Source organism: Rhizobium mulingense, assembly GCF_029194105.1.
Taxonomy (GTDB): domain Bacteria; phylum Pseudomonadota; class Alphaproteobacteria; order Rhizobiales; family Rhizobiaceae; genus Rhizobium; species Rhizobium mulingense.
On sequence record NZ_JARFVE010000004.1, the window covers coordinates 1 to 23646 of the forward strand.

A 23646-nucleotide genomic window follows, 5' to 3' on the forward strand; every position below is an offset into this window, starting at 1 on the left:
TCATTCGCGACCACCTTTGCCAGCAGCCTGAAGAAGGTCGAGTCGCGCAACGGTTTGAGAAGCCAGATGGCGCAATAAAGGTCTCGGTCACGGGACCCAATGAACAAGAATGCAGCAGCCGGAACCAGAACCGCGAGCAAATCGATCACGAGGGCCGTCATCCCCCCCGACAAGCGGCGTCGTCGTGAAAGCAATGTGCCGCTCAGTTGGAGAACATAGGCCAGCCAAATTGCCGCAAGTAGCAGCTCAAAGACAAGCCTCTCCTGTCCAGTAAGGCCCTGCGTCGTCAGCGCCGCAACGACCAAGAGACCGATTGTAGCGAACAGCGCGTTGAGCGGCGTCGATATCTTTGAGAAAGGCACTGCCGACATTACATACATACTCCCAACGCTCGGCATTCGTGGACAATAGATACCTTCGGGCCACACGCATAGGAACGGGGGGACTGATGCAATGTGTCTTCGCACCAAGGAATTTGGCAGCCGGAATCGCGTTACAACGTTTCACAGGGAATGTAGATCATCCGAACAACGAACGGGAGCCCGTGGCCTTGCTGACTGTGCGACGCTAACGGGGCAGCGGCTGCATCAGGCCAAAACCAATGCTGCCATTCGCTCCGAACTTACCAGCAATCGAGACTGGCTGAATCCTATTCTGCCATGCTCACCTTCCGGCGTCGACGCCCAGGTCCGGCTATCGGATAACAAGCGTCCTCTGGGTGCAAGGAGAGGCGGACCTCGTTCTAGGCACCACTGCGGAGGCATATCAGGAACGTTTCCTGTCGATGGTTAACACATTGCGTCAGCACGGCGTGGAAGCACCCGTTTATATTTCGATCGCATCGAAATGCCTGGAACCGAGCAATGGCGGTTTCAAAGAGCATATTCCAGATAATCCGGTCGTGCGGGCGCAACTGGCGCTGTCAAGAAGCGGCCAAGGTATCCGAGAGGGCGTGGATTCCGACGCGTTGCGGCCTGCAGTGGGAGGGTGGGCCGTTTATCCGAGTTCGTCAAACTCGCAATCACGAGATGAGGTGTTGAATGGCCCTTCCAACGAGCCGCAGTTCGTCGAACTGCGTCACAAATTCATAGGATATGACAAAGAAACCAGAGAAGAACAAACCTGGAAAGCGCTCCTCAACCGTTAGCACATGCGGCATCAATAGCTTCTGAAGAGGGCGCGCTACCAGAAGGGCTGCGCACACGCCTACAAAAGCGCCACCCAGGATGTCGGTCGCATAATGATAGCCAGCATAGATGCGCGGTAGGCAAATCACGAACGTCGACCAGATGAAGCAGGCCGCACCAAGCGGTCGGGATGCGCGCCACATCGTTGTCGATACCGCGAAGGTCAGCGCAGCATGGTCACTGGGGAAGGAACTCCAATGCTCAAGCGTTTTCGGATCAACGCCCAAAGGCAGCACGAAGTCGGGATTGCCTGAATGCAGCGGCCTGAGACGCTCGGGCAGAAACAGTTGTATGAGCCGAGATAAGCCAATTCCGAAGAACATATCGATGACGCATTCGACAACAACTGGCTTCCATTTATTTCGAAAAAACCATAGAAACCATAATAATATAAAAAGAGGCAGAAATTTTACAGTGTTCAAATCGAGAAAACGAATAATGAGCTTATTCGATATAATCGACTTGGATGAATATTGACCCATCAGCTTAATCACGAAGGTGTCGAGACTATTCAGCATCGAGAAGCCAGCCAATTGTTTGGTTTGGATGATCCATGATGTTTACTTATGTCATCGTCCCCTTAAGACCACTTCGTGCCGCCGGCGACACAGCAATAGTGCTCGACGATCACGTTCGCTCCCGGCGCTGTCGAATGTCCTTCAATACTCATTGCGGAATGATCCCCTCGTTCCAAATGGTCACCGCCCGCCAGGCGTCATTCTCACGTTGCGTGGCGGGGTCACGAAAAACGGCGCCCCTCTGACTCAAGCAAAGTCCCGCATCTTCGCGGGGCAATTGTGGGCGGGCTCCAATCATGCCGCCTCGGCAATATCGTTCGCTTGGAACAGATCTTCCTAATGTACGTTTGTGGGAAGCCTGCCCCACGGAGGACGCCATGATCAGCATCTGGGACGCGAATGTCGAATTGAAGATAGATGATCGTGTTCACGTCATCAGGAACGCTAGAGAGGCGGTCGCATTCTTGAAGAAATACTGGCCCGACAAGAGAAGCGCGACCTATGCGACAGTGTGGAAGGTATGCCTGGACGCGGCGAGTGGCGTTGTTCCCGATGCGGAAGCGCGATCTGCGTTCGAGGCTGCGGCGAAGGAATCCGGCATCCTTCATCAACCTTGAGGTCGCTTCGTTTGAAGTGAGAAACTGGATCATGCCGCCACTCAGCCGACCCTGGAAGAGTGGCAAAGGATGAAAAAGATCGGAGTCTGATTAGGAGCGATCGGGTGCGCCACTAAGCCTTGCGCTTTCTGTGAATTTTCGAAAGTGTCGGGCCGCGCGGAGAGTCGCTTGGGAGCGGACCGGAAAACTTGCCTCCGCACGACCCAACTCTTGGATGAGGTGGATCGCCAAGAGAAAGGCACTATGCGATCCGAAAGTACTGACTTTCTCCCGCGATCCGGTGAGTTAACTCTGCTGTCCCAATGCGGTTCCGGTACGATGCCGGACAGAAAAGCCCCTCACCTGGGGGCTTTGTCGAGTGTGTGTTGGAAAGGTGGATAGGCCGCAGCTCCGCGGCACTTCCGGGCCCCGAACAAGGTAATTGAAAGAAAGTTACATTCGCCTCGGCGAATTCCGCTCGTCGGAAAAACCCCGGCCGGGGCGGGGAGTGCACGGAGGGGGTGGTTTTCTAAGCAGAACAGCAACTGGTTGCATCATGATAAATCTATGAGGTTATTTTGAAATTCAGATTAATTCGATGTTAAGTTTCCTTTCGCTCTTCAAAGGTAAAGCGGTCGATTTTCGATGTGTGCGGTTCGTGACAAAAGTCCTCGCCTGGGTAACAAAAGTAAAACTGTCCCCTATTCTCTCTCCTGTGCGTTGAGCGGCCGCTTGATCTGGTCGTGCGTAACGGGATGAAAGCGTACGTACTCGCAATGTATCAACCGTTATACTTGGCTCTAGGCTGGACCTGCGTTGACCTTTCCCACTAACAGAGGATGTTGCGATCGGCTCCCAGACAGCACCTTTTAAAGAACAAGCTTCTGAACATTTTGCCTGAGCACGACTTCGTCCCTCTTGCACCGCATCTGGAACTGGTGGCCCTTCCACGGGGCTCGATAATTGCCAAAAGAGGTGAGAACTTCGAGCACGTCTATTTCCTGGAGAGCGGCATTGCCTCTCTTGTTGCAACCACTCCCGCGGGCAACCAAGCGGAGGCGGGCGTCTTCGGGTTCGAAGGTTATGTCCCGACCACAGCCATTGCCGGTGTTGACAGCAGCACCCATGACATCAGCATGCAATGGGATGGTGAAGCCTACCGCATGAGCTATGAAAACTTCCGGGTCGCGATGGAGGAGAACCGCAACCTTTGGAAGGTCATCATCCGCTCCATTGAGGCCTTCTCGGTCCAACTCGCCTACACCGCAGTCTGCAACGCAGTCCATGACGTCAACGAGCGCTTGGCGCGATGGCTGCTGATGTGCGACGACCGCATATCTGGCAATCGGTTGCCTGTTACCCATGAATTCCTGTCCATGATGTTGTCGGTCAGGCGCGCCAGCGCGACGACGGCATTACATGTGCTGGAAGGCAACGGCTTCATCCGATCCGAGCGCGGCATTGTCGTCATCAGGAACCGCGAGGCGTTGGAAGAATTCGCTCACGATGCTTACGGCATACCCGAGTCAGAGTACCGTCGACTAATGACCGGGCTCTTCTGAAAGACCGAAGAAACGGCGTTACCTCAGTCGGCAAAAGGATCATCAGCTACATCGGTCATTCCGCCGCCGAGACGTCGGATTCGCAGTGTCGCAGTCGACGGCCGTCAGCGAGGTGCAGAGGATCAATCCAGCAATCATCGGTCAACGTCCCCGTGCTCGGCCGCCTCGAGCTTGCTCCTCAGCGCCTGTTCCTGCTCATAGGTTTTGTGCGGGAAATGCTCCCAGCACCACCAGCGGACCGGAATTGCCTTGGATGGACTGTGGCCGAATCCTCCGCACTCTCGGCAGCCTTCCTCCTCGCAATAATGCTCAAAGTGTCCATTGGCGCGCCGGGCGCGGTCGAATGGTTGGTAATGCTCATGGCGTATATAGCAAACTCGTTTGCACCGGTTCCCCGCCTTGTTGATGATGCTCGAGCCATAGGCCTCGCGCGATACCATCTTGATTGCATCGTTCGGCAGCGCGCGAGCGAGCGCCTTTGCCTCTTCCCATGGCGCGCGCATGCAAACGTCGACTTCCTCTTGCGTCAGCAGCAGGACAGGCATTTGGATCGGCTTGACGACACCGTTGGGATCGGTCGTCAGAAAGGCATAAAGATCGTCTCGTTAGACCGTCTTTGACTTTCCACCCTCTTCCTTGCTGGCCGGGTCCGGCTCGGCGAAGCTGGTCACTGGCTACGAGAAGTCGACAGCATCGTCCGGCGGCATCAGCCGGTTTCTGCTCGCCGCTCGCAGAGGTAATGAGTTCGTCTTTGTCGGGGAGTGGGAACCGGCTTCATGAAGCGTTCCGCCGCCGAGCTCCGTGAGCAGATGGACAAGCTGTTTATCGGCAAGCCCGCAGTCGATACCAGCAGAAAGCGCAATACTGTCTACATGCGTCCGGAGCTTGTTGCTGAGATGCGAACATCTAGGATGGACTCATGACGCGAAGCTGCGACATGCGTCGTATAAGGGAGCGGGAGGCGCAGGATCACGCCGCGGTTTATGAGATGGAATGAGAATTACAGCCTCACGCAATTGAGGCAGCTTAGGCATCCTGCACGAAAGGAAAAATAACGATGCTGCGGGCGCTTCTGAACACACGTATGCAAGTCTGCTTAAAAGCAATTTTTCTTCTGGCAGCTATTGGGTTGAAGCCAGCAGCCGCTACGCCTCCGTGTCCTCCCCGGAACGAATTACTGGCGAAGGCGACGGTCGTCGTTGAGGAACGCGTGAAGTCGCTATCGATCGGAGAATCACGTTTGCTGCCGACGGACCCCAACGATTCGACCCGGATGATACGGATCGATTTGGAAATGGAACTGGCCACGATGGCGTTGATTACCGGCCTCGGTGGTGACGACACGTTCGAATGGGAACTTTCACGGAACGAACTAGGTCCTGGTTTGGAACTCTATTCGATGAACAACTGCAGCTATCACAAGTTCCCGGATGATTTATTTTCCCGCTAGTCGTCGGGTTCGTCACATCGATATTAATGCTGTTCCATCCACATGGCCATCCTCGTCCAGTTCATGCACCGGCCGATAGGTGTTCCTCTCCAGTTCATGCTATGTGTCCAGAATGGACCTGAGAAATATGGCGCACCCGACAGGATTCGAACCTGTGACCTTTGGAATCGGAATCCAACACTCTATCCAGCTGAGCTACGGGTGCATGCCTGAGGCGTTGAATCGCCTGTCCGATGGGTGGTTCTTAGCCTAGCTTGCGGCCGGCTTCAATCGTGAAATTCTCAGAAATACCGATGCTTGCGGTTTGGCACGTGTTTTTGTGTGTCAGCCTCTCGGTGCGTATAAAAAACTCCGCCGGCCTTGCGGGCGGCGGAGCGGTCGTCGGGCGATGAGCTTGCAGCGCTCAGATCTGCATGGCGCCGGGGCCGGGGATGGCTTTCGGCGGCACCTTGCCGAGGATGATCATGCCGAGCACCTCGTCCTTGGTCACATCCTCGGTGCGGGCGTGGCCCACCACCTGGCCGTTCTTCATCACCGAGACGCGGTCGGCGAGGTCGAAGACGTCGTGGATGTCGTGGCTGATGAGGAAGATGCCGATCCCTTCCTTCTTCAACTGTTTGATCAACTCGCCCACCTGTGCCGTCTCCTGCGGCCCGAGCGCTGCCGTCGGCTCGTCCATGATCAGGATGCGGGCGTTGAAGAGAATGGCGCGGGCAATCGCCACCGATTGCCGCTGGCCGCCCGAAAGCGCCTTCACCGGCTCCTTGAAGCGCTTGAAGTTTGGGTTGAGGCGCCCCATTACTTCGCGGGCGGAAGCCTCCATCGCCACGTCGTCGAGCGTACCCCAGCGGGTTTTCAGCTCGCGGCCGAGATATAGGTTGGCGGCGGCGTCGACATTGTCGGCGACGGCGAGTGTCTGGTAGATCGTCTCGATCCCGTATTTCTTGGCATCGCGCGGGTTGCGGATGTCGGCCGGCTCGCCATTGATCAGGATCTCGCCGGAGTCGCGCTTGTAGGCGCCGGAGAGGATCTTGATCAGCGTCGATTTGCCGGCGCCGTTGTGGCCGAGCAGGGCGACGACTTCCCCGGGGTAAAGATCGACCGAGGCATTGTCCACGGCGTGGATGCCGCCGAAGGCGATCGAGATGTTTTTCAGTTCCACGAGGGGAGTGCGGTGATCAGTCATGTTTGAGGCTCCTCTCACTTGGCACGGGCGCGATAGACGGTGTCGAGCCAGACCGCCACGACGAGGACGGTGCCGACGACGACGCTCTGCAGCGGCGTGTCGACATGGGCGAGAACCATGCCGGATTGCAGCGATTGCATGACGAGCGCGCCGAGCATGGCGCCGGCGATGGTGCCGGTGCCGCCCGCCAGCGACGTTCCACCGATCACGGCGGCGGCGATGGTGTAGAGCTCGTCGAGCGTGCCCTGCGAGTTGGTTGCCGCATTGAGGCGGGCGGTGGAAATCGCAGCAGCGATCGCGGCCAGAATGCCCATCAGCGCGAAGATGCGCACCGTCACCCAGCGGGTCTTGATACCGGCCAGTTCGGCCGCTTCAGGGTTGCCGCCGATCGCGAAGACATAGCGGCCGAAGCGCAGCCGGGTGGCGATGAAGGTCATGATGATGCCGACGACGATGGCGATCAGCACCGGCACGGCGATGCCGTAGGGAATATCCAGGCCGGTTTCGGGCCAGGGGATGTTGTTGGCTTCGGCATATTTCTTTGCGATGTTGATCGGCCAATAATAGCTGTTGGCGATCGAGACGGCGCCGAGGATCAGCACGCAGCTCAGGATGGCGAGGAAATATTCCGCCCACATCGGCCGGCGCGGGAAGCCGAAGCGGCGGCGCTGGCGGCGCGAGCCGACGATGCTGGCGATGACGAAGAGGCAGGCGGCGATGCCGACGATCCAGCTCCAGGTGGCGCCGATTGAGCCCTCCGCCCCACCGCCCATGATGCGGAAGGTCTGGTCCATCGGGGCAACCGTCTGGCCGCTGGTGACGAGCCAGGTCGCGCCGCGCCAGACGAGCAGGCCGCCGAGGGTGACAATGAAGGAGGGAACGTTCAGGAAGGCGATGATCAAGCCCTGGAATGTGCCGATCAGGCCGCCGGCAATCAGGCCGATGACAAGCGTAATCACCCAGGTGAAGGGGCTGTCGAAGCCGATATACTCAGGCAGGATCTTCGCCTGCGTCACACCCATGATCATGCCGCAGAGGCCGAGCACCGAACCGACCGAAAGGTCGATGTTGCGGGTGACGATGATCAGCACCATGCCGGTCGTCATGATCGCGATATCGGTCGTCTGAACCGAGAGGTTCCAGAGATTGCGCGGGGTCAGAAACAGGCCGCCGGTGATGATGTGGAAACCGATCCAGATGATGATGAGCGCGCCGATCATGCCGAGCAGGCGTGTGTCGATCTCGGTTGCGCGGAAGAAGCGGGTCACCGGGTTGGCTTCCGCCGTTCGCGGCCCGCTTGATGTGGTGGATTTTACCATTTCGGCCATGGGTTTTGCCGTTCCCCCATTGTGTTTGGACGGCTGCGCCGGCATGCCCGAGTTGTGGGCGGCGTCATCGTCTGTTCTTCAAATGACCATCGTGATGCTTCCGGAAACCGGTCGCCTGGCGTCGCGACACCCTTCCGGCAGGGAATGCAAATCCGCGATGGTGCGGCGGGCGGAGGAACTGCATTCTTGGAGTTCGCATCCGCATCCGGCGCCGCAACGGTCTCTCCGCTGCGGCGCCGGATTTCGTTCGAAGCTTGCTTACTTGCAGGCGGCGACCGTGCCGGCCTTCACGCCCTGGCAGGCTTCAGCCTTGGAGATCCAGCCGGCGTCGATGACGACGTTCAGATTGTCCTTGGTGATGGCAAGCGGCTTCAGGAAGACCGACTGCATTTCAACACCCTTCGGGCCGCCCTTGAAGGCCTGTGCGCCTTCGATCTTGCTCATGTCCTTGCCGCCGGCGAGGTCGAGAGCGATTTCAGCGGCGCGCTTGCCGAGTTCGCGGCTGTCCTTCCAGACCGATACCGTCTGCGTGCCAAGCGCGATGCGGTTCAGCGCCGCCTTGTCGCCGTCCTGGCCGGAAACCGGAACGGAGCCGGCGAGGCCTTGGGCGTCGAGCGCTGCGATCGCGCCGCCGGCCGTGCCGTCGTTGGAGGCGACGACGGCATCAACCTTGTTGTTGTTGGCGGTCAGGAACTGCTCCATGTTGCGCTGGGCGTTCTCCGGCAGCCAGCCGTCCGTATAGGCCTCGCCGACATTCTTGATCTTGCCGGCGTCGATCGCGGCCTTCAGCACTTCCTGCTGGCCCGAGAAAAGGAAGTCTGCGTTCGGGTCGGAGGACGAGCCCTTGATGAAGACGTAGTTGCCTTCCGGCTTCGCCTTGAAGACGCCTTCGGCCTGCAGGCGGCCGACTTCCTTGTTGTCGAAGGTGATGTAGAAGGCGGCCGGGTTTTCGATCAGACGGTCGTAGCCGACAACCGGGATGCCTTCAGCGGCAGCCTTTTCGATGGCCGGGCCGATGGCGTCGGAGTCCTGGGCAAGGATGATCAGCGCGTTGGCGCCCTGCGAGATCAGCGATTCGACGTCGGTCAGCTGCTTGGCGGCCGAAGACTGCGCGTCAGCGGAAATATACTTAGCACCCTTGGCTTCGAGAGCCTTCTTGATGGCGGCTTCGTCCGTCTTCCAGCGCTCTTCCTGGAAATTCGACCAGGAAACGCCGACGACGAGATCAGCAGCCATGGCAGCAGTATGCACGGAAACAAGGATGGCGGCGCCTGCCATCAATTTCAAAATAGACTTCATAGTGTCCTCCCGAGTGAGTTGCGACCGGCCCAGCCCATGCTTCCTCCGGCCACCGCGATACGCCTGTCGAGGAAAGTTCGGATTATTTTCTCGACAGTCGAGAAATTTGATGTCAGAGATTTTTTCAGCTGTCAACACTGACTTTCGGCCTCAGCCTCTTGCGGAAGGGCGGCCGGACATGCAGTGGAAATCAGGGGCGGATAAGCAGGAGGAGAGGGCGGCATTCATGCTGACCAAGTCGAGCACGGAGCTGGTCCGTAAGAGAAACAGCGTGCTCGTGCTCTCCGTGCTGCGCCGTCACGGCGCGCTCGCTCATACCGAAATTTCCGATTTCACCGGTCTTTCCTCGGCCACCATCTCGGCGATCACAGCCGATCTGGAACGCGCCCAGATCATCGAAAAATCAGAGCAGCAGGCGGCGAGCGGCCGTGGCCGGCCGCGTGTGCTTTTGCGCCAGCGGCGCGATTGCGGCTATCTCATCGTCGTCATAATCTCCTCGGACGCCGTGCAATATTCGCTGGTCGATTATGCCGGCAAGCTGATCGACCGGTTCAGCGAGGAGCGTTCGCATGATCCCTCAGGCGCTGCCCGCTTCATGGAAGGCGTGCGCGCCGGCCTTTCGCGCATCCTCGATCGCTCCCGCATTTCCCAGGAAAAAGTGCTGCTGATCTCGATCAGCAGCAAGGGCCTGGTCGATTCCACGGAGCCGGTGCTCATCTGGTCGCCGATTTTCGGCAGCGATCAGATCGATTTCGAATCGGCGCTGCGGCCGGATTGGCAGACGAAGGTCATTCTCGACAACGAGACGCTGCTCGTCGCGGCCGCGCTCGGCGCCCGTGAGGAGATCGCCAAGGGCGCCGATTTCCGTTCGCTCGCCGCGCTGTCGCTCGGCCACAGCATCGGGCTCGGAATCGTCCGGCGCGGCGGCCAGACCGGCCAGGAGGTCTCGGCGCCGAATTTCGGCCACATGCTGCACATGGCGGGTGGCGGCCTCTGTCGCTGCGGCACCCGCGGCTGTATCGAGGCCTATGCCGGCTTCTACGCGATCCTGCGCAGCGCCTTTGAAGTGCCGCTCGACACGATCCCAGCCAAATTCGTCCCCGTCGCCGAGCTCGACAAGATCGCCGCAAAGGCCCGCCAGGGCCACCGCACCTCCGCCTTCGCCTTCCGCCAGGCGGGGCTCGCCCTCGGCAACGGGCTGTCGCGCATGCTCAGCCTTACCGAACGCATGCCCATCGCCATCACCGGCCCCGGCACCCGCTATTACGACCTGCTGCGCCAGGGCATCGAAGAGGGCCTCGGCCAGTCGCATATCGTGCGCATGGAAGGCATGCCGGAAATCCGCATCGTCCCCGAAGAATCCATCCTCGTCTTCGAAGGCCATCTCAACAGGGCACTGTCGGTGATCGATCAGGACATCGTGATCTCGGGCGTTCAGGGCGGGGATTAGCGCCGAGAACTGCAGCGACGGCTAGGTTTCTGGCGCAACGCACCCCTCACCCTCCGTCATTCCAGGCCTTGAGCCTGGAATCCACGGCCCCCACCCTCCATCCCGCTCAACCTTGAGCCGAGCACCTACACCGCATCCTCAACAACGGGCAAATCGCGCCTCCTTTGCTCCCTCATGTCTGTGCTCGTTACAGGAATCCATCGCGTCCTTGGGCGCGGGTAACTCCCTTCAAGGCCTTATGGGGTTCATTCACCGCGCAGACGCGCGGTGGCTGGATTCCAGGCTCAAGGCCTGGAATGACGGAGGTTGGGGGCGGGTTACTGCTAAACGAGCGGTCGGCGTTTCGGCAGGCGGGTCGTGTCCGGTGCCCGGTATAGCCGCCTTCGACCAGCAACTGCGACGCCTCATCCGCTGCGCCGGCGGCGATTTTGTTGCAAACGCAACCCTCACTTTCCGTCATTCCAGGCCCTGAGCCTGGAATCCAGGGCCGCACCCTCCGCCCCGTTCGGCCTTGAGCCGGGCATCCACACCGCCGCCTTTACCAGACAAACGCAAAATGGCCGGGCGTCTGCCCGGCCATCTCATGCATGGTTGCCGGTCGGGAGAGGGCCGTCAGCCAATCTTGATCAGCTTGCCTTCCTTGACCGACTGCACCGCCGCATCGGCAAGCGCCAGCGCTGCGAGACCATCGGCGCCGGACGGCGAAATCTTCGAGCCCTTCTCGATCGCGGCGATGAAGGCGGCGATCTCGTTGGCGTAGGCTTCGGTGTAGCGGGTCATGAAGAAATCATGTAGCGGCGGGCGGGTGTAGCCGTCGCCGTTGGCGACCTCGATCGAGACCGGGCGCTGGTTTTCAGCCGCCGCCATGCCCTTGGCGCCATGCACTTCGATGCGCTGGTCGTAGCCATAGGTGGCGCGGCGGGAGTTGGAGATGACGGCCTGCTTGCCCGAGGCGGTCTGCAGGATCACCGAGACGCTGTCATAGTCGCCGGCTTCGCCGATCGCCTTGTCGACGAGCACGGCCGCGGTCGCCAGCACCGAGACCGGCTCTTCGCCGAGCAGGAAACGGGCCATGTCGAAATCGTGGATCGTCATATCGCGGAAGATGCCGCCCGAGCGCTTGATGTAGTCGACCGGCGGGGCGCCGGGATCGCGCGAGGTGATCGTCACCATCTCGACATCGCCGATCTTGCCGTCGTCGATGACCTTGCGCACCGCCATGAAATGCGGGTCGAAGCGACGGTTGAATCCGACCATCAGCTTGGCGCCGGTCTCTTCCACCACCTTGATGCAGGCCTTGACGCGGGCGACGTCGAGGTCGATCGGCTTTTCGCAGAAGATCGCCTTGCCGGCGCGGGCGAAGCGCTCGATCAGGTCGGCATGCGTGTCCGTCGGAGTGCAGATGACGACGGCGTCAATATCTCTCGCGGCCTCGATTGCCTCGATGGTGCGGACCTCGCAGCCATAGGCCGAAGCGATGGCTTCGGCGGCCTGCGGAAAGGCGTCCGCCACCGCAACCAGCGTCGCATTGGCGTCGCCGCTGATGGCCTTGGCGTGAACCTTGCCGATGCGGCCGGCGCCGAGAAGACCGAATCTCACTGTCATAGGAACCTCCCTTGATTCGGAACAAATAAACCGAATTACCCAAAAACTGGAATTTTCATTCCATCTTCTCTGCGTCGCGTCAAGCCCGCGGCTCTTTCACAATTGCAAGATTCGAACTAAAGACAAGCGCGGCACAGGCCGTGGGCCGTGCGACGCATGCCGGGGGCATGTGGGACATATCCGACCGCGGGGCACAGATGCAACTGATCGATCCGAACCATCCGGCATACCGGCGCCTCTGGGTGCGGATTGCCATCGTTGCCGTCTGCTTCAGCTGGGCCACGGTCGAGATTATCGGCGGCGATCCCTTCTGGGCCGTTATCTCCGCCGGGGCGGGCGCCTATGCGTATTATATGCTGTTCTGGAGCTTCAATCCGCAGCCCGAGGTCGCGGAGCCCGCAGCCGTGCCTGACGCTGACGACGACGAAGAGCCCGCGGCGCCGGCTGCGGACAAGCCTTCGAAGGACGGGCAGGCGGAATAGTCAGCGCAATCGCCTGAGCGCCTCGTCGATCAGGAGATTGGCCAGCATCATCCGCTTTGTCGCATTGTCGCGGAAGGGCAGGGCGACGCCGTCGGGATGATTGGCGCGTGCGAAGGCGCGGCGCTTCTCGCCGAGCGTCAGCGGCGTATCGGTCGCCGAGATCGCCAGTTCGGCGGCAACCTCTTGCGGGGCCGTGCGGGTGAGGTGATCCGGCATCACAGGCTCGGGTGGAAGCAGAGGCCCCGGTTTTTCCGCGGGCCGGGCTGTGGCTTCGTGTTCCAGATTGTCGAAATAGGCTTCGCCGATCCGCTGCGAGGCGACAGAGACACTCTCCATGACATCGAAGGCAAAGCCGGAGCCGAGGCCCGCAACACGGTGGGCGGCCGACGCTTCGGCGTCGTCTTCCGCCGTCTCGTCCTGCGCCTTCAGCCGCTCGAGCACTGATTGAAATACCGACTGTCCGAACAGCATCCCGCTTCCTTGAAGAGCATTCCGGCGTCTGCGATCGGCCGACGTGCTCTATTTTTTCACGCAATTTCCGGACGCAAAAAACCGCTGCGCATTTGCCGAAATTGCTCCGGCGCACATTAAGACCGGCCAAGATGGCGCCGGGCTTGCGGGCTCATCCCGCCTGCTTCAGGCTTTCCTCGAGGATTATATCGTAGAGCAGTCGTGCGCTCGGCGGCAGCGCCCGTTCGCTTGCCGCGATCAGGCTGTAGGGCTTGACGTTGATGTCGAAATCGATCGGCAGCACGCGCACGTCGGAGGCCTTGGCGCCCTGGCGGGCGAGGAAATGGGCGACGTCGACGGCGACGGGGGCGATCGCATCGGTTTCGCAGACGATGGCGCAGGTCAGCAGCAGCGAGGAGGTATTGACTATATTTTCCGGCAGCGCCACGCCGCGCGCCAGGAAAATGTCCTCGATCGTCCGGCGTAAGAGCGTGCCCGGCGGCTGGAACACCCAGTCGTAATCCCTGACATCGGCAAGGCTGCTCACCTTGTGCTTTAAAAGCGGATGGCTCTTGCGCACGATCAGGCAGGCGCGCTCGATGCCGATCTCCTTGACCTCGAACAGGCGCGGATTGAGATCGTCGGGAATGCGGCCGATGATGAAGTCGTGGCGGGCGGCGAGCAGCTCGCGGGCGAGCACGTTGCTGGTCTCCACCTGGATGTTGATCTCGATGCCAGGATAGGCCTTGCGCACCCTGTTGATCGCCGGCACGACAAGGCTCATGGCCGGCGCCGTCACCGCGCCGATGAAGACCGAGCCGCCCTTGCCGCTCTTCAATTCGCCGATCTCGCGGCTCGCTTCGCGCAGCTCCAGCAGGATCTTCCTGGCACGTCTGGCAAGGGCCGCGCCGAAGGTCGTCAGCACCACGCCGCGGGCCACCCGCTCATAGAGCTGAGCCTTGGTGATCGATTCCATTTCGGACAGCATGCGCGATGCGGCGGGCTGCGAAATGTTGAGGACATCCGCGGCTGCGGAAATCTGTCCGCTATCTTCGATTGCGACGATCATGCGCAGGTGATTCAGCTTAAGTCCCGCCCGTAAAAGGTTGTCATCACCGAAATTGTCGCTGTGGATATCGACGTGATCCATGGAAATGGGCTCTGAAACGATCGTCATGGTTGCAGCCTCCCCGCTGCGCTCCATCAAAAGTAATACTTTTTATCGATATACCAAAATTGTTATGCACTTTACCACTTATTCTATTTGACAGTTATAGGAATCCATACCAGTTTGCCGCCGTGTGCTGGTTGGCACTCAACACGTGTGAGATCGTGGAGGAGACCTACTTCGTTTCTCACCATCTGAAGTAACTATCCAATACGGAACCTGCCACAGTTTCGGGGCGGGCGATTTTTCGTCCGCTGCTCTATTAACAAGGGAGAGAGAAATGAAATCCATTATCTCATTGATGGCTGCGGCTGCCTTCGGCGTCGCTTCGTTCGTTATGCCTGCTATGGCGCAGGACAAGGGGCTCGTCGGCATCGCGATGCCGACGAAGTCCTCCGCTCGCTGGATCGACGACGGCAACAACATCGTCAAGCAGCTTGAGGCCGCCGGCTACAAGACCGACCTGCAGTATGCTGACGACGATATTCCGAACCAGCTGTCGCAGATCGAAAACATGGTTACCAAGGGTGCCAAGGTTCTCGTCATTGCTTCGATCGACGGTACGACGCTTTCCGACGTTCTCCAGAAGGCTCACGACGCCGGCATCAAGGTCATCGCTTATGACCGCCTGATCCGCGACTCGGCCAACGTCGACTACTACGCCACCTTCGACAACTTCCAGGTCGGCGTTCTCCAGGCGACCTCCATCGTTGACGCCCTCGGCCTCAAGGATGGCAAGGGCCCGTTCAACATCGAACTCTTCGGCGGTTCGCCGGACGACAACAACGCCTTCTTCTTCTATGATGGCGCGATGTCCGTTCTGCAGCCCTACATCGACTCCGGCAAGCTCGTCGTGAAGTCCGGCCAGACCGGCATGGACAAGGTCGGCACCCTGCGTTGGGATGCGGCAACGGCCCAGGCCCGCATGGACAACCTGCTCTCGGCCAACTACACCGACGCCAAGGTCGACGCCGTCCTGTCTCCCTATGACGGCCTCTCGATCGGCATCATCTCCTCGCTGAAGGGCGTCGGCTACGGTTCCGCTGACCAGCCGCTCCCGATCGTTTCCGGTCAGGACGCTGAAATCCCGTCAGTCAAGTCGATCATCGCTGGCGAACAGCACTCGACGATCTTCAAGGACACCCGCGAACTCGCCAAGGTCACTGTTGCCATGGTCGACGCCGTCATGTCCGGCAAGGAGCCCGAGGTCAACGACACGAAGACTTACGACAACGGCGTCAAGGTCGTTCCGTCCTATCTGCTGAAGCCGGTTTCCGTCGACAAGACCAACTACAAGCAGGTCCTCATCGACAGCGGTTACTACACCGAAGACAAGCTGAAGTAAGTTAAACAGGAGGCCGGAGCCCGCGTGCTTGCGGGTTCCGGCCTTCGATTTTATGATCGCCCCAGCTGTTTCAAGCTGCCGGCGCTGGAACTTTGACTATGGACAACACCATCCTAGAAATGCGGAGCATCACCAAGACGTTCCCGGGCGTCAAGGCGCTGGAGAACGTGAACCTCAAGGTTCGCAAGGGTGAAATTCACGCATTGGTAGGCGAAAACGGGGCCGGCAAATCGACCCTGATGAAAGTGCTCTCAGGCGTCTATCCCACAGGCAGCTATGACGGCGAAATCGTCTATGAAGGCGAGACGCGCCATTTCAGAGTGCTGAAGGACTCTGAAGAAATCGGCATCGTCATCATTCACCAGGAACTGGCGCTCGTGCCATTGCTGTCGATCGGCGAAAACATCTTCCTCGGCAACGAGAATGCCAAGAGCGGCGTGATCAGCTGGGAAGAGACTTATAACCGCACGAAGCAGCTGCTCCAGAAGGTCGGCCTGCGCGAATCCCCGAATACGCTGGTGACCGATATCGGCGTCGGCAAGCAGCAGCTCGTCGAAATCGCCAAGGCGCTGTCGAAGAGCGTGAAGCTGCTCATCCTCGACGAGCCCACAGCCTCGCTGAACGAGAAGGACTCCGATGCCCTGCTCAATCTGCTGATCGAGTTCCGCAATCAGGGCATCACCTCGATCATCATTTCCCACAAGCTAAACGAGATCCGCAAGGTCGCCGACCAGATCACGGTCCTACGTGATGGCATGACGGTCAAGACGCTCGACTGTCACGCGGACGAGATCAGCGAAGACATTATCATCAAGAACATGGTGGGCCGCGACCTTGCCGACCGTTATCCGCCGCGCTCAGTACCGATCGGCGAGACGATCTTCGAGGTAAGGAACTGGAACGCCTATCACCAGCATCACCGCGACCGCCAGGTGCTGCACAACATCAACGTCAATGTCCGCAAGGGCGAGGTCGTCGGCATCGCCGGCCTGATGGGCGCGGGCCGCACCGAATTCGCCATGAGCGTGTTCGGCAAGTCATACGGACACAAGATCAGCGGCGAGGTCTTCGTCGAGGGAAAGCCTGTCGATGTCAGCACCGTGCGCAAGGCGATCGATGCGGGTCTTGCCTATGTCACCGAGGACCGCAAACAGCTCGGCCTCGTGCTCAACGACACGATCCTGCACAATACGACGCTCGCCAACCTCGAAGGGATTTCGAAGAACAGCGTCATCGACGACATCACGGAGATGAAGGTTGCGACCGATTACCGGTCTAAACTGCGCATTCGCTCGCACGGCATCTTCCAGGAGACGGTCAATCTTTCCGGCGGCAACCAGCAAAAGGTCGTGCTGTCGAAGTGGCTGTTTTCCGATCCCGAGATTTTGATCCTCGACGAGCCCACTCGCGGCATCGACGTTGGCGCAAAGTACGAGATTTATACTATCATCAACCAGCTTGCCGCCGATGGAAAGGGCGTTCTGATGATCTCATCGGAAATGCCCGAACTGCTTGGCACTTGTGACCGCATCTACGTGATGAACGAAGGACGCATCGTCGCCGAACTGCCGAAGGGAGAAGCAAGCCAGGAAACCATCATGCGCGCTATCATGCGCTCAGGGGAGAAGAGACAATGACTCCGGTCAACCCGACAACCGAGGAAAGCAACGTCGTTTCAGTTGCCGATTACATCCGCGGCAACATTCGTGAATACGGCATGCTCATCGCGCTCGTCGCGATCATGGTATTCTTCCAGTTCTACACCGGCGGTATTCTCTTCAAGCCGGTCAACCTGACGAACCTCGTCCTGCAGAATTCGTTCATCGTCATCATGGCGCTCGGCATGCTGCTCGTCATCGTGGCTGGGCATATCGACCTGTCGGTCGGTTCGATCGTCGCCTTCGTCGGCGCGCTCGCGGCAATCTTCACCGTGACATGGGGCATGAATTTCTGGGTCGCCGGCCTGATTTGTCTGATCGTCGGCGGCATTATCGGCGCTACGCAGGGCTATTTCATCGCCTATCACCGCATCCCGTCCTTCATCGTGACGCTCGCCGGCATGCTCGTCTTCCGCGGCCTGACGCTGACGGTGCTGGCCGGCAAGAACATCGGCCCGTTCCCGAGGGAATTCCAGGTCATCAGCACCGGCTTCCTGCCGGGCGACATGATCGACGTCTTCGGCACGCCCGTCCAGTCGACCTCGCTGATCCTGACCGTCATCCTGCCGGTCATCCTCTTCTACCTCGCCTGGCGCCGCCGCAAGGTGAATGAAAGCCATGGCATCGATGTCGAGCCGCTGGGCTTCTTCATTGGCCAGAACCTGGTCGTTTCGGGCGCCATTTGGTGGCTCGGCTATCAATTGTCCAGCTACAGGGGCCTGCCGAACGTTCTCGTCGTCATGCTGGTGCTGATCGCGATCTACGCCTTCGTCACCAAGCGCACGACGGTCGGCCGGCGCATCTACGCCATGGGCGGCAATGAAAAGGCGACCAAGCTTTCGGGCATTAACACGCAGCGCCTCAGCTTCTATACCTTCGTCAACATGGGCGTGCTCGCAGGTCTTGCCGGCATGATCGTCGCGCTCCGCCTGAACTCGGCAACGCCGAAGGCCGGCGTTGGCTTCGAGCTTGACGTGATCGCGGCGTGCTTCATCGGCGGCGCTTCGGCGTCCGGCGGCGTCGGCAAGATCACCGGCGCAGTCATCGGTGCTTTCATCATGGGCGTCATGAACAACGGCATGTCGATCGTCGGCCTCGGCATCGACTTCCAGCAGATGGTCAAGGGTGCGGTGCTTCTCGCAGCCGTGTTCTTCGACGTTTACAACAAGAACAAGGGCTGAGCGCCGACAGGCGCCAGCCCCGGCATTCGCAGTCGTATGAAAGATGGATTCCGGCTCCTGATGGGGCCGGACAGGCGGAGCTTTTCTGTCTTCGCGGAAACGAGAAGGATCAAAGTCGTGCTTATTTCCCAGATCAAGGGTGCCAACGGAGAGATCGTCGTCGCCGTGCGCGAGCAGGGCGGCGCGGCGAGATCGGTCAACAATGCCGGCAGCGTCTATCAGCTGGCGATGGAAGCCGCCGACGGCGGTAAGTCGCTGGCCGCGGTCATCGAGGCGCATGGCTTCGGCGATGCCGTCGATCTCGAGAAAGCCTATGCGGAAGGCAGCTTCCTGCCGCCGATCACCCATCCGGACGCCGCCCATCTGCATCTGACCGGCACCGGCCTTACCCATCTGGGTTCGGCCGCCACCCGCGATTCAATGCACAAGAAGACCACCGAGGCGGCCGAGGAAACGCTGACCGACTCGATGAAGATGTTCAAGATGGGTCTTGAGAACGGCAAGCCGAAAGCAGGCGAAAAGGGCGTGCAGCCCGAATGGTTCTACAAAGGCAACGGCTATGGCGCGGCGGCCCCCGGCGCGCCGCTCGTCTCGCCTTCGTTTGCGCTCGACGGCGGCGAAGAGCCTGAAATGGCCGGCATTTACGTCATCGCCAAAGACGGAACCCCGTTCCGTATCGGCTTTGCGCTGTCGAACGAATTTTCCGACCACGTCACCGAGCGGATGAACTATCTCTTCCTTGCCCATTCGAAGCTGCGCCCGGCAAGCTTCGGCCCTGAGATCCGCATCGGCGCAGCACCGGAAGATATTCGCGGCACGTCGCGCATCAAGCGCGGCGACAAGGTGATCTTCGAAAAGCCCTTCCTTTCGGGCGAGGCGAATATGTCGCACACGTTCGCCAATCTGGAATATCACCATTTCAAATATGGCCTCTTCCGGGTTCCGGGAGATGTTCATGTCCATATGTTCGGCACGGCGACACTTTCCTTTGCCGACGGCATCAAGACGGAAGAGGGCGACCTCTTCGAGATCGAAGTCGCCGAATTCGGCCTGCCGCTCAGGAATCCCCTGAAGGTAGCGGCCGAAGAAGAGATTTCCGTCAAGCAGCTCTGATTTTCGAGGCCGGGCTGCGTCCGCAGCCGGGCCGTGTTTGTAAACGGTAAAGGAGGCTTGTTGAGCCCATGACCATTTATCAAAACCTGATCGCCGGCGAATGGGTCGGCACGAACGCGACGAAGAACATCAACCCGTCGGACACCAACGAAGTCGTCGGTCTCTATGCCGACGGCAGCGCCGAAGACACCAAGAACGCCATCGCCGCTGCCAAGGCCGCCTTTCCGGCCTGGTCGCGCTCGGGCATCTGGGAACGCCATGTCATCCTGAAGAAGACGGGCGACGAGATCATGGCGCGCAAGGACGAGCTCGGCGCGCTGCTCGCCCGTGAAGAGGGCAAGACCCTGCCGGAAGCGACCGGCGAGGTTATCCGTGCTTCGCAGATCTTCGAATTCTTCGCAGGTGAAGCGCTGCGGCTCGCCGGCGAGGTCATCCCATCGGTTCGCCCGAACATCGGCGTCGAGATCACCCGCGAAGCCCTCGGCGTCATCGGCATAATCACGCCCTGGAATTTCCCGATCGCCATCCCCGCCTGGAAGATCGCGCCGGCGCTCTGCTACGGCAACACCATCGTCTTCAAGCCGGCCGAACTGGTGCCGGCCTGCTCCTGGGCAATCGTCGATATCCTCAACCGCGCCGGCCTGCCGAAGGGCGTGTTGAACCTCGTCATGGGCAAGGGCTCGGTCGTCGGTCAGGCCATGCTCGAAAGCCCCGACGTTGCTGGCATCACCTTCACCGGCTCCACAGGTACCGGCCGGCGCGTCGCCGCCGCCTCGATCGAGCATAACCGCAAGTTCCAGCTCGAAATGGGCGGCAAGAATCCGATGGTGGTGCTCGACGACGCCGACCTTTCCGTCGCCGTCGAAGCTGCCGCCAATTCCGGCTTCTTCTCGACCGGCCAGCGCTGCACCGCGTCCTCGCGCCTGATCGTCACCGAAGGCATTCACGACAAGTTCGTCGCGGCGCTGACCGACAAGCTGAAGACGCTGGTCGTCGACAATGCTTTGAAGGCCGGCACTCATATCGGCCCCGTTGTCGACGAGCGGCAGCTGAAGACCGATACCGACTATATCGAGATCGGCAAAAAGGAAGGCGCCAAGCTCGCCTTCGGCGGCGAAGTCATTTCCCGCGAGACGCCCGGCTTCTACCTGCAGCCGACGCTGTTTACCGAAGCGACCAATCAGATGCGGATTTCGCGCGAAGAGATCTTCGGACCTGTCGTTTCGGTAATCCGTGCGAAGGATTACGACGAGGCGCTTGCCATCGCCAACGACACACCGTTCGGGCTTTCGGCCGGCATCGCCACGACCAGCCTGAAGCATGCGACGCACTTCAAGCGCAATTCCGAGGCCGGCATGGTCATGGTCAACCTGCCGACGGCAGGCGTCGACTTCCATGTGCCGTTCGGCGGCCGCAAGGGTTCGTCCTACGGTCCGCGCGAGCAGGGCAAGTATGCGAGCGAATTCTTTACCGTGGTCAAGACGGCCTACACGCTGGCTTGAGACATATCCGCTGACCCGGGCCGTACGAGGCGGCCCGGCAATCACTGAAGGACAGAGAAAATGAAAAAGAAAGCGGAATGGCCGCGCAGGCTGAGGTCGCAGGAATGGTACGGCGGCACGAGCCGCGACGTGATCTATCATCGCGGCTGGCTTAAAAACCAGGGTTATCCGCACGACCTGTTCGACGGCCGGCCGGTGATCGGCATCCTCAACACCTGGTCGGATATGACCCCGTGCAACGGTCATCTGAGAGAGCTCGCCGAGAAGGTGAAGGCGGGCGTATGGGAGGCCGGCGGTTTCCCGCTCGAGGTGCCGGTGTTCTCGGCTTCGGAAAACACCTTCCGTCCGACTGCGATGATGTACCGCAACCTCGCGGCACTCGCAGTGGAAGAAGCGATCCGCGGTCAGCCGATGGATGGCTGCGTGCTGCTGGTCGGCTGCGACAAGACTACGCCGTCGCTTCTGATGGGTGCGGCCTCCTGCGATCTGCCGTCGATCGTCGTCACCGGCGGGCCGATGCTGAACGGCTATTTCCGCGGTGAACGCGTCGGCTCCGGCACGCATCTGTGGAAGTTCTCCGAAATGGTGAAGGCCGGCGAGATGACGCAGGCCGAGTTCCTCGAGGCGGAAGCCTCGATGAGCCGCTCGTCGGGCACCTGCAACACCATGGGCACCGCTTCCACCATGGCATCCATGGCCGAGGCGCTCGGCATGGCACTCTCCGGCAACGCCGCGATCCCGGGTGTCGATTCCCGCCGCAAGGTGATGGCGCAGCTGACCGGCCGGCGCATCGTGCAGATGGTCAAGGATGATCTGAAGCCGTCGGATATCATGACGAAACAGGCATTTGAAAATGCCATTCGCACCAACGCGGCGATTGGCGGATCGACCAATGCCGTCATCCATCTGCTCGCCATCGCCGGCCGCGTCGGCATTGATCTGTCGCTCGACGACTGGGACCGCTGCGGCCGCGACGTGCCGACCATCGTCAACCTGATGCCGTCGGGCAAATACCTGATGGAGGAGTTTTTCTATGCCGGCGGCCTGCCTGTCGTGCTGAAGCGCCTCGGTGAGGCCGGCCTGCTGCACAAGGACGCACTGACGGTCTCCGGCGAAACCGTCTGGGACGAGGTCAAGGACGTCGTCAACTGGAACGAAGACGTCATTCTGCCGGCCGAAAAAGCGCTGACCTCGTCGGGCGGCATCGTCGTTCTGCGCGGCAATCTCGCGCCGAAGGGCGCCGTGTTGAAGCCTTCAGCCGCCTCGCCGCATCTCCTGGTCCATAAGGGCAGGGCGGTCGTGTTCGAGGATATCGACGATTACAAGGCCAAGATCAACGACGACAGCCTCGACATCGACGAGACCTGCGTCATGGTCATGAAGAATTGCGGACCGAAGGGCTACCCCGGCATGGCCGAAGTCGGCAACATGGGACTGCCGCCCAAGGTGCTCAAGAAGGGCATCCTCGACATGGTGCGCATCTCCGATGCCCGCATGTCCGGAACGGCCTACGGCACAGTTGTTCTGCACACCTCTCCGGAAGCCGCCGTCGGCGGCCCGCTCGCGGTCGTCAAGACCGGCGATATGATCGAGCTCGACGTGCCCAACCGACGTCTGCATCTCGACATTTCCGACGAGGAGCTGGCGCGGCGGCTTGCCGAATGGCAGCCGAACCACGATCTACCGACCTCGGGCTATGCCTTCCTGCATCAGCAGCATGTCGAAGGTGCCGATACCGGAGCCGACCTCGACTTCCTCAAGGGATGTCGCGGCAATGCTGTCGGCAAGGATAGCCACTGACAGGGCATATATTCGAAGCTGGAAAAAGGCGGGCATTTCGTCCCGCCTTTTTCTTTGCGCTTGCTCCGAAAATATCTATATTCCGTACATATGTACAGGAGATATGGTCATGTCGAAGGTGGTCGGCGCTGCCGAGTTCAAGGCGAAATGCCTGAACCTTATCGATCAGATGCAGAGCGATGACGAAACCATCGTGATCACCAAGCGCGGCAGGCCTGTTGCGGTGCTCTCACCGGCACGCGAGGCAAACGAGCGGAAAAGCATTATTGGCGCGATGAAGGGCAGCGTCCTACGCTATGACGATCCGCTATCCCCGGCAGGCGAGCCGGAGGATTGGGAAGCCGTCCGTTGATTGTCATTGACACCCATATCCTGATCTGGGCGATGCATGACGATGCGCGTCTCGGTTCACAGGCCCGGCGCATCATCGACGAGATGACGGAGAAAAGCCGGATCCTGATTTCGGCTATTACACCTTGGGAAATCGTGATGCTTGTGCAGAAAGGACGCTTGGCTCTCGGCGACGATGTCGGGCGGTGGATCGATAGTGCGTTGGCTCTGCCGGGAATTGAACTTGCACCAATTGAGCCATCGATTGCGGTGGATAGCGCTCGGTTGCCCGGTGCTTTTCATGCCGATCCTGCTGACCGCCTCATCGTCGCTACAGCCCGTTTCCATCGCGTACCGTTAATGACGGCCGATCAAGAGATCCTCGGCTATGGCGGGCGTGGCCACCTCCAGGTTTTTGCAGCAGATTGATTGCTGC

The 23646-nt window shown here is 59.9% G+C and carries 20 protein-coding genes, 1 tRNA gene and 5 pseudogenes; 15 read left to right on the forward strand and 11 right to left on the reverse strand.

Translation table 11 applies throughout. The annotated features are described in order from the left end of the window. A pseudogene (locus PYR71_RS08905) lies at nt 1–371 on the reverse strand (hypothetical protein); the annotation flags it as partial. 317 nt (nt 372–688) lie between these two features. On the opposite strand from PYR71_RS08905, the pseudogene PYR71_RS08910 reads away from it, so the two are divergent. Then, nucleotides 689–970: pseudogene (locus PYR71_RS08910) on the forward strand (sialate O-acetylesterase); the annotation flags it as partial. A 51-nt stretch (nt 971–1021) separates the two neighbouring features. On the opposite strand, the gene PYR71_RS08915 reads toward PYR71_RS08910, so the two are convergent. Continuing rightward, nucleotides 1022–1705 (reverse strand): phosphatase PAP2 family protein, encoded by a 684-nt coding sequence (locus tag PYR71_RS08915; RefSeq protein WP_275619075.1) that lies wholly within the window; start codon nt 1703–1705, stop codon nt 1022–1024. 377 nt (nt 1706–2082) lie between these two features. On the opposite strand from PYR71_RS08915, the gene PYR71_RS08920 reads away from it, so the two are divergent. Together PYR71_RS08920 and PYR71_RS08925 are read left to right on the forward strand one after the other, a co-directional pair. Continuing rightward, the gene (locus PYR71_RS08920; protein WP_275619076.1) at nt 2083–2322 is read left to right on the forward strand and encodes a DUF982 domain-containing protein; all 240 of its coding nucleotides are present in this window, start codon (nt 2083–2085) and stop codon (nt 2320–2322) included. An 818-nt stretch (nt 2323–3140) separates the two neighbouring features. Continuing rightward, complete coding sequence (locus PYR71_RS08925; RefSeq protein ID WP_275619077.1) at nt 3141–3863, forward strand: Crp/Fnr family transcriptional regulator; 723 nt, start codon at nt 3141–3143, stop codon at nt 3861–3863. 134 nt (nt 3864–3997) lie between these two features. On the opposite strand, the pseudogene PYR71_RS08930 reads toward PYR71_RS08925, so the two are convergent. Together PYR71_RS08930 and PYR71_RS08935 are read right to left on the reverse strand one after the other, a co-directional pair. After that, nucleotides 3998–4224: pseudogene (locus PYR71_RS08930) on the reverse strand (hypothetical protein). 31 nt (nt 4225–4255) lie between these two features. After that, nucleotides 4256–4537: pseudogene (locus tag PYR71_RS08935) on the reverse strand (SOS response-associated peptidase); the annotation flags it as partial. Between PYR71_RS08935 and PYR71_RS08940 the strand changes: the two are divergent. After that, a pseudogene (locus tag PYR71_RS08940) lies at nt 4527–4860 on the forward strand (ATP dependent DNA ligase); the annotation flags it as partial. The pseudogenes PYR71_RS08935 and PYR71_RS08940 overlap by 11 nt on opposite strands. Before the next feature lie 60 nt (nt 4861–4920). Further along, nucleotides 4921–5313, forward strand: coding sequence for a hypothetical protein (locus PYR71_RS08945; RefSeq protein ID WP_275619078.1), 393 nt, complete (start codon nt 4921–4923; stop codon nt 5311–5313). Nucleotides 5314–5441: 128 nt separating this feature from the next. Here the strand turns inward: PYR71_RS08945 and PYR71_RS08950 are convergent. From PYR71_RS08950 to xylF, 4 genes are all read right to left on the reverse strand, one after another. Then, nucleotides 5442–5518 (reverse strand) — tRNA-Arg (locus PYR71_RS08950). Between the two features lie 198 nt (nt 5519–5716). After that, nucleotides 5717–6499 (reverse strand): ATP-binding cassette domain-containing protein, encoded by a 783-nt coding sequence (locus tag PYR71_RS08955; protein ID WP_183912202.1) that lies wholly within the window; start codon nt 6497–6499, stop codon nt 5717–5719. A gap of 14 nt (nt 6500–6513) precedes the next feature. After that, complete coding sequence (locus tag PYR71_RS08960; protein ID WP_275619079.1) at nt 6514–7827, reverse strand: sugar ABC transporter permease; 1314 nt, start codon at nt 7825–7827, stop codon at nt 6514–6516. A gap of 258 nt (nt 7828–8085) precedes the next feature. Further along, complete coding sequence (xylF, locus tag PYR71_RS08965) at nt 8086–9126, reverse strand: D-xylose ABC transporter substrate-binding protein (protein ID WP_183912206.1); 1041 nt, start codon at nt 9124–9126, stop codon at nt 8086–8088. 226 nt (nt 9127–9352) lie between these two features. Between xylF and PYR71_RS08970 the strand changes: the two genes are divergently transcribed. Further along, complete coding sequence (locus PYR71_RS08970; protein ID WP_275619590.1) at nt 9353–10576, forward strand: ROK family transcriptional regulator; 1224 nt, start codon at nt 9353–9355, stop codon at nt 10574–10576. 612 nt (nt 10577–11188) lie between these two features. Here PYR71_RS08970 and iolG read toward each other — a convergent pair. After that, a complete protein-coding gene (gene iolG / locus PYR71_RS08975; protein ID WP_275619080.1) occupies nt 11189–12181 on the reverse strand; it encodes an inositol 2-dehydrogenase in 993 nt (330 codons plus the stop codon). 197 nt (nt 12182–12378) lie between these two features. Between iolG and PYR71_RS08980 the strand changes: the two genes are divergently transcribed. Next, nucleotides 12379–12663 (forward strand): hypothetical protein, encoded by a 285-nt coding sequence (locus PYR71_RS08980; RefSeq protein WP_275619081.1) that lies wholly within the window; start codon nt 12379–12381, stop codon nt 12661–12663. On the opposite strand, the gene PYR71_RS08985 is transcribed toward PYR71_RS08980, so the two are convergent. Together PYR71_RS08985 and PYR71_RS08990 are read right to left on the reverse strand one after the other, a co-directional pair. Then, entirely contained in the window at nt 12664–13134 is a 471-nt protein-coding gene (locus PYR71_RS08985) for a hypothetical protein (RefSeq protein WP_275619082.1), read from the reverse strand. It lies immediately after the preceding gene. A gap of 151 nt (nt 13135–13285) precedes the next feature. Continuing rightward, nucleotides 13286–14290, reverse strand: coding sequence for a LysR family transcriptional regulator (locus PYR71_RS08990; RefSeq protein WP_275619083.1), 1005 nt, complete (start codon nt 14288–14290; stop codon nt 13286–13288). Nucleotides 14291–14561: 271 nt separating this feature from the next. Between PYR71_RS08990 and chvE the strand changes: the two genes are divergently transcribed. From chvE to PYR71_RS09030, 8 genes are all read left to right on the forward strand, one after another. Continuing rightward, the gene (gene chvE / locus PYR71_RS08995) at nt 14562–15626 is read left to right on the forward strand and encodes a multiple monosaccharide ABC transporter substrate-binding protein (RefSeq protein WP_275619084.1); all 1065 of its coding nucleotides are present in this window, start codon (nt 14562–14564) and stop codon (nt 15624–15626) included. 98 nt (nt 15627–15724) lie between these two features. Further along, nucleotides 15725–17263 carry a multiple monosaccharide ABC transporter ATP-binding protein gene (gene mmsA, locus PYR71_RS09000; RefSeq protein WP_275619085.1) on the forward strand — a complete coding sequence of 513 codons (1539 nt, stop codon included), beginning with the start codon at nt 15725–15727 and terminating at the stop codon, nt 17261–17263. Further along, nucleotides 17260–18465, forward strand: a complete 1206-nt coding sequence (gene mmsB / locus PYR71_RS09005; protein WP_275619086.1) for a multiple monosaccharide ABC transporter permease — start codon at nt 17260–17262, stop codon at nt 18463–18465. Before mmsA ends, mmsB begins: the two co-directional genes overlap by 4 nt. A gap of 117 nt (nt 18466–18582) precedes the next feature. Beyond that, entirely contained in the window at nt 18583–19578 is a 996-nt protein-coding gene (gene araD1 / locus PYR71_RS09010; RefSeq protein WP_275619087.1) for an AraD1 family protein, read from the forward strand. Between the two features lie 68 nt (nt 19579–19646). Beyond that, nucleotides 19647–21080: an aldehyde dehydrogenase family protein gene (locus tag PYR71_RS09015; protein WP_275619088.1), complete on the forward strand. Its 1434-nt coding sequence runs from the start codon at nt 19647–19649 to the stop codon at nt 21078–21080. A gap of 60 nt (nt 21081–21140) precedes the next feature. Continuing rightward, nucleotides 21141–22880, forward strand: a complete 1740-nt coding sequence (araD, locus tag PYR71_RS09020) for an L-arabinonate dehydratase (protein WP_275619089.1) — start codon at nt 21141–21143, stop codon at nt 22878–22880. Nucleotides 22881–22989: 109 nt separating this feature from the next. Next, nucleotides 22990–23232: a type II toxin-antitoxin system Phd/YefM family antitoxin gene (locus PYR71_RS09025; protein WP_275619090.1), complete on the forward strand. Its 243-nt coding sequence runs from the start codon at nt 22990–22992 to the stop codon at nt 23230–23232. Next, entirely contained in the window at nt 23229–23639 is a 411-nt protein-coding gene (locus PYR71_RS09030; protein ID WP_275619091.1) for a type II toxin-antitoxin system VapC family toxin, read from the forward strand. Before PYR71_RS09025 ends, PYR71_RS09030 begins: the two co-directional genes overlap by 4 nt. Nucleotides 23640–23646: the final 7 nt, after the last annotated feature.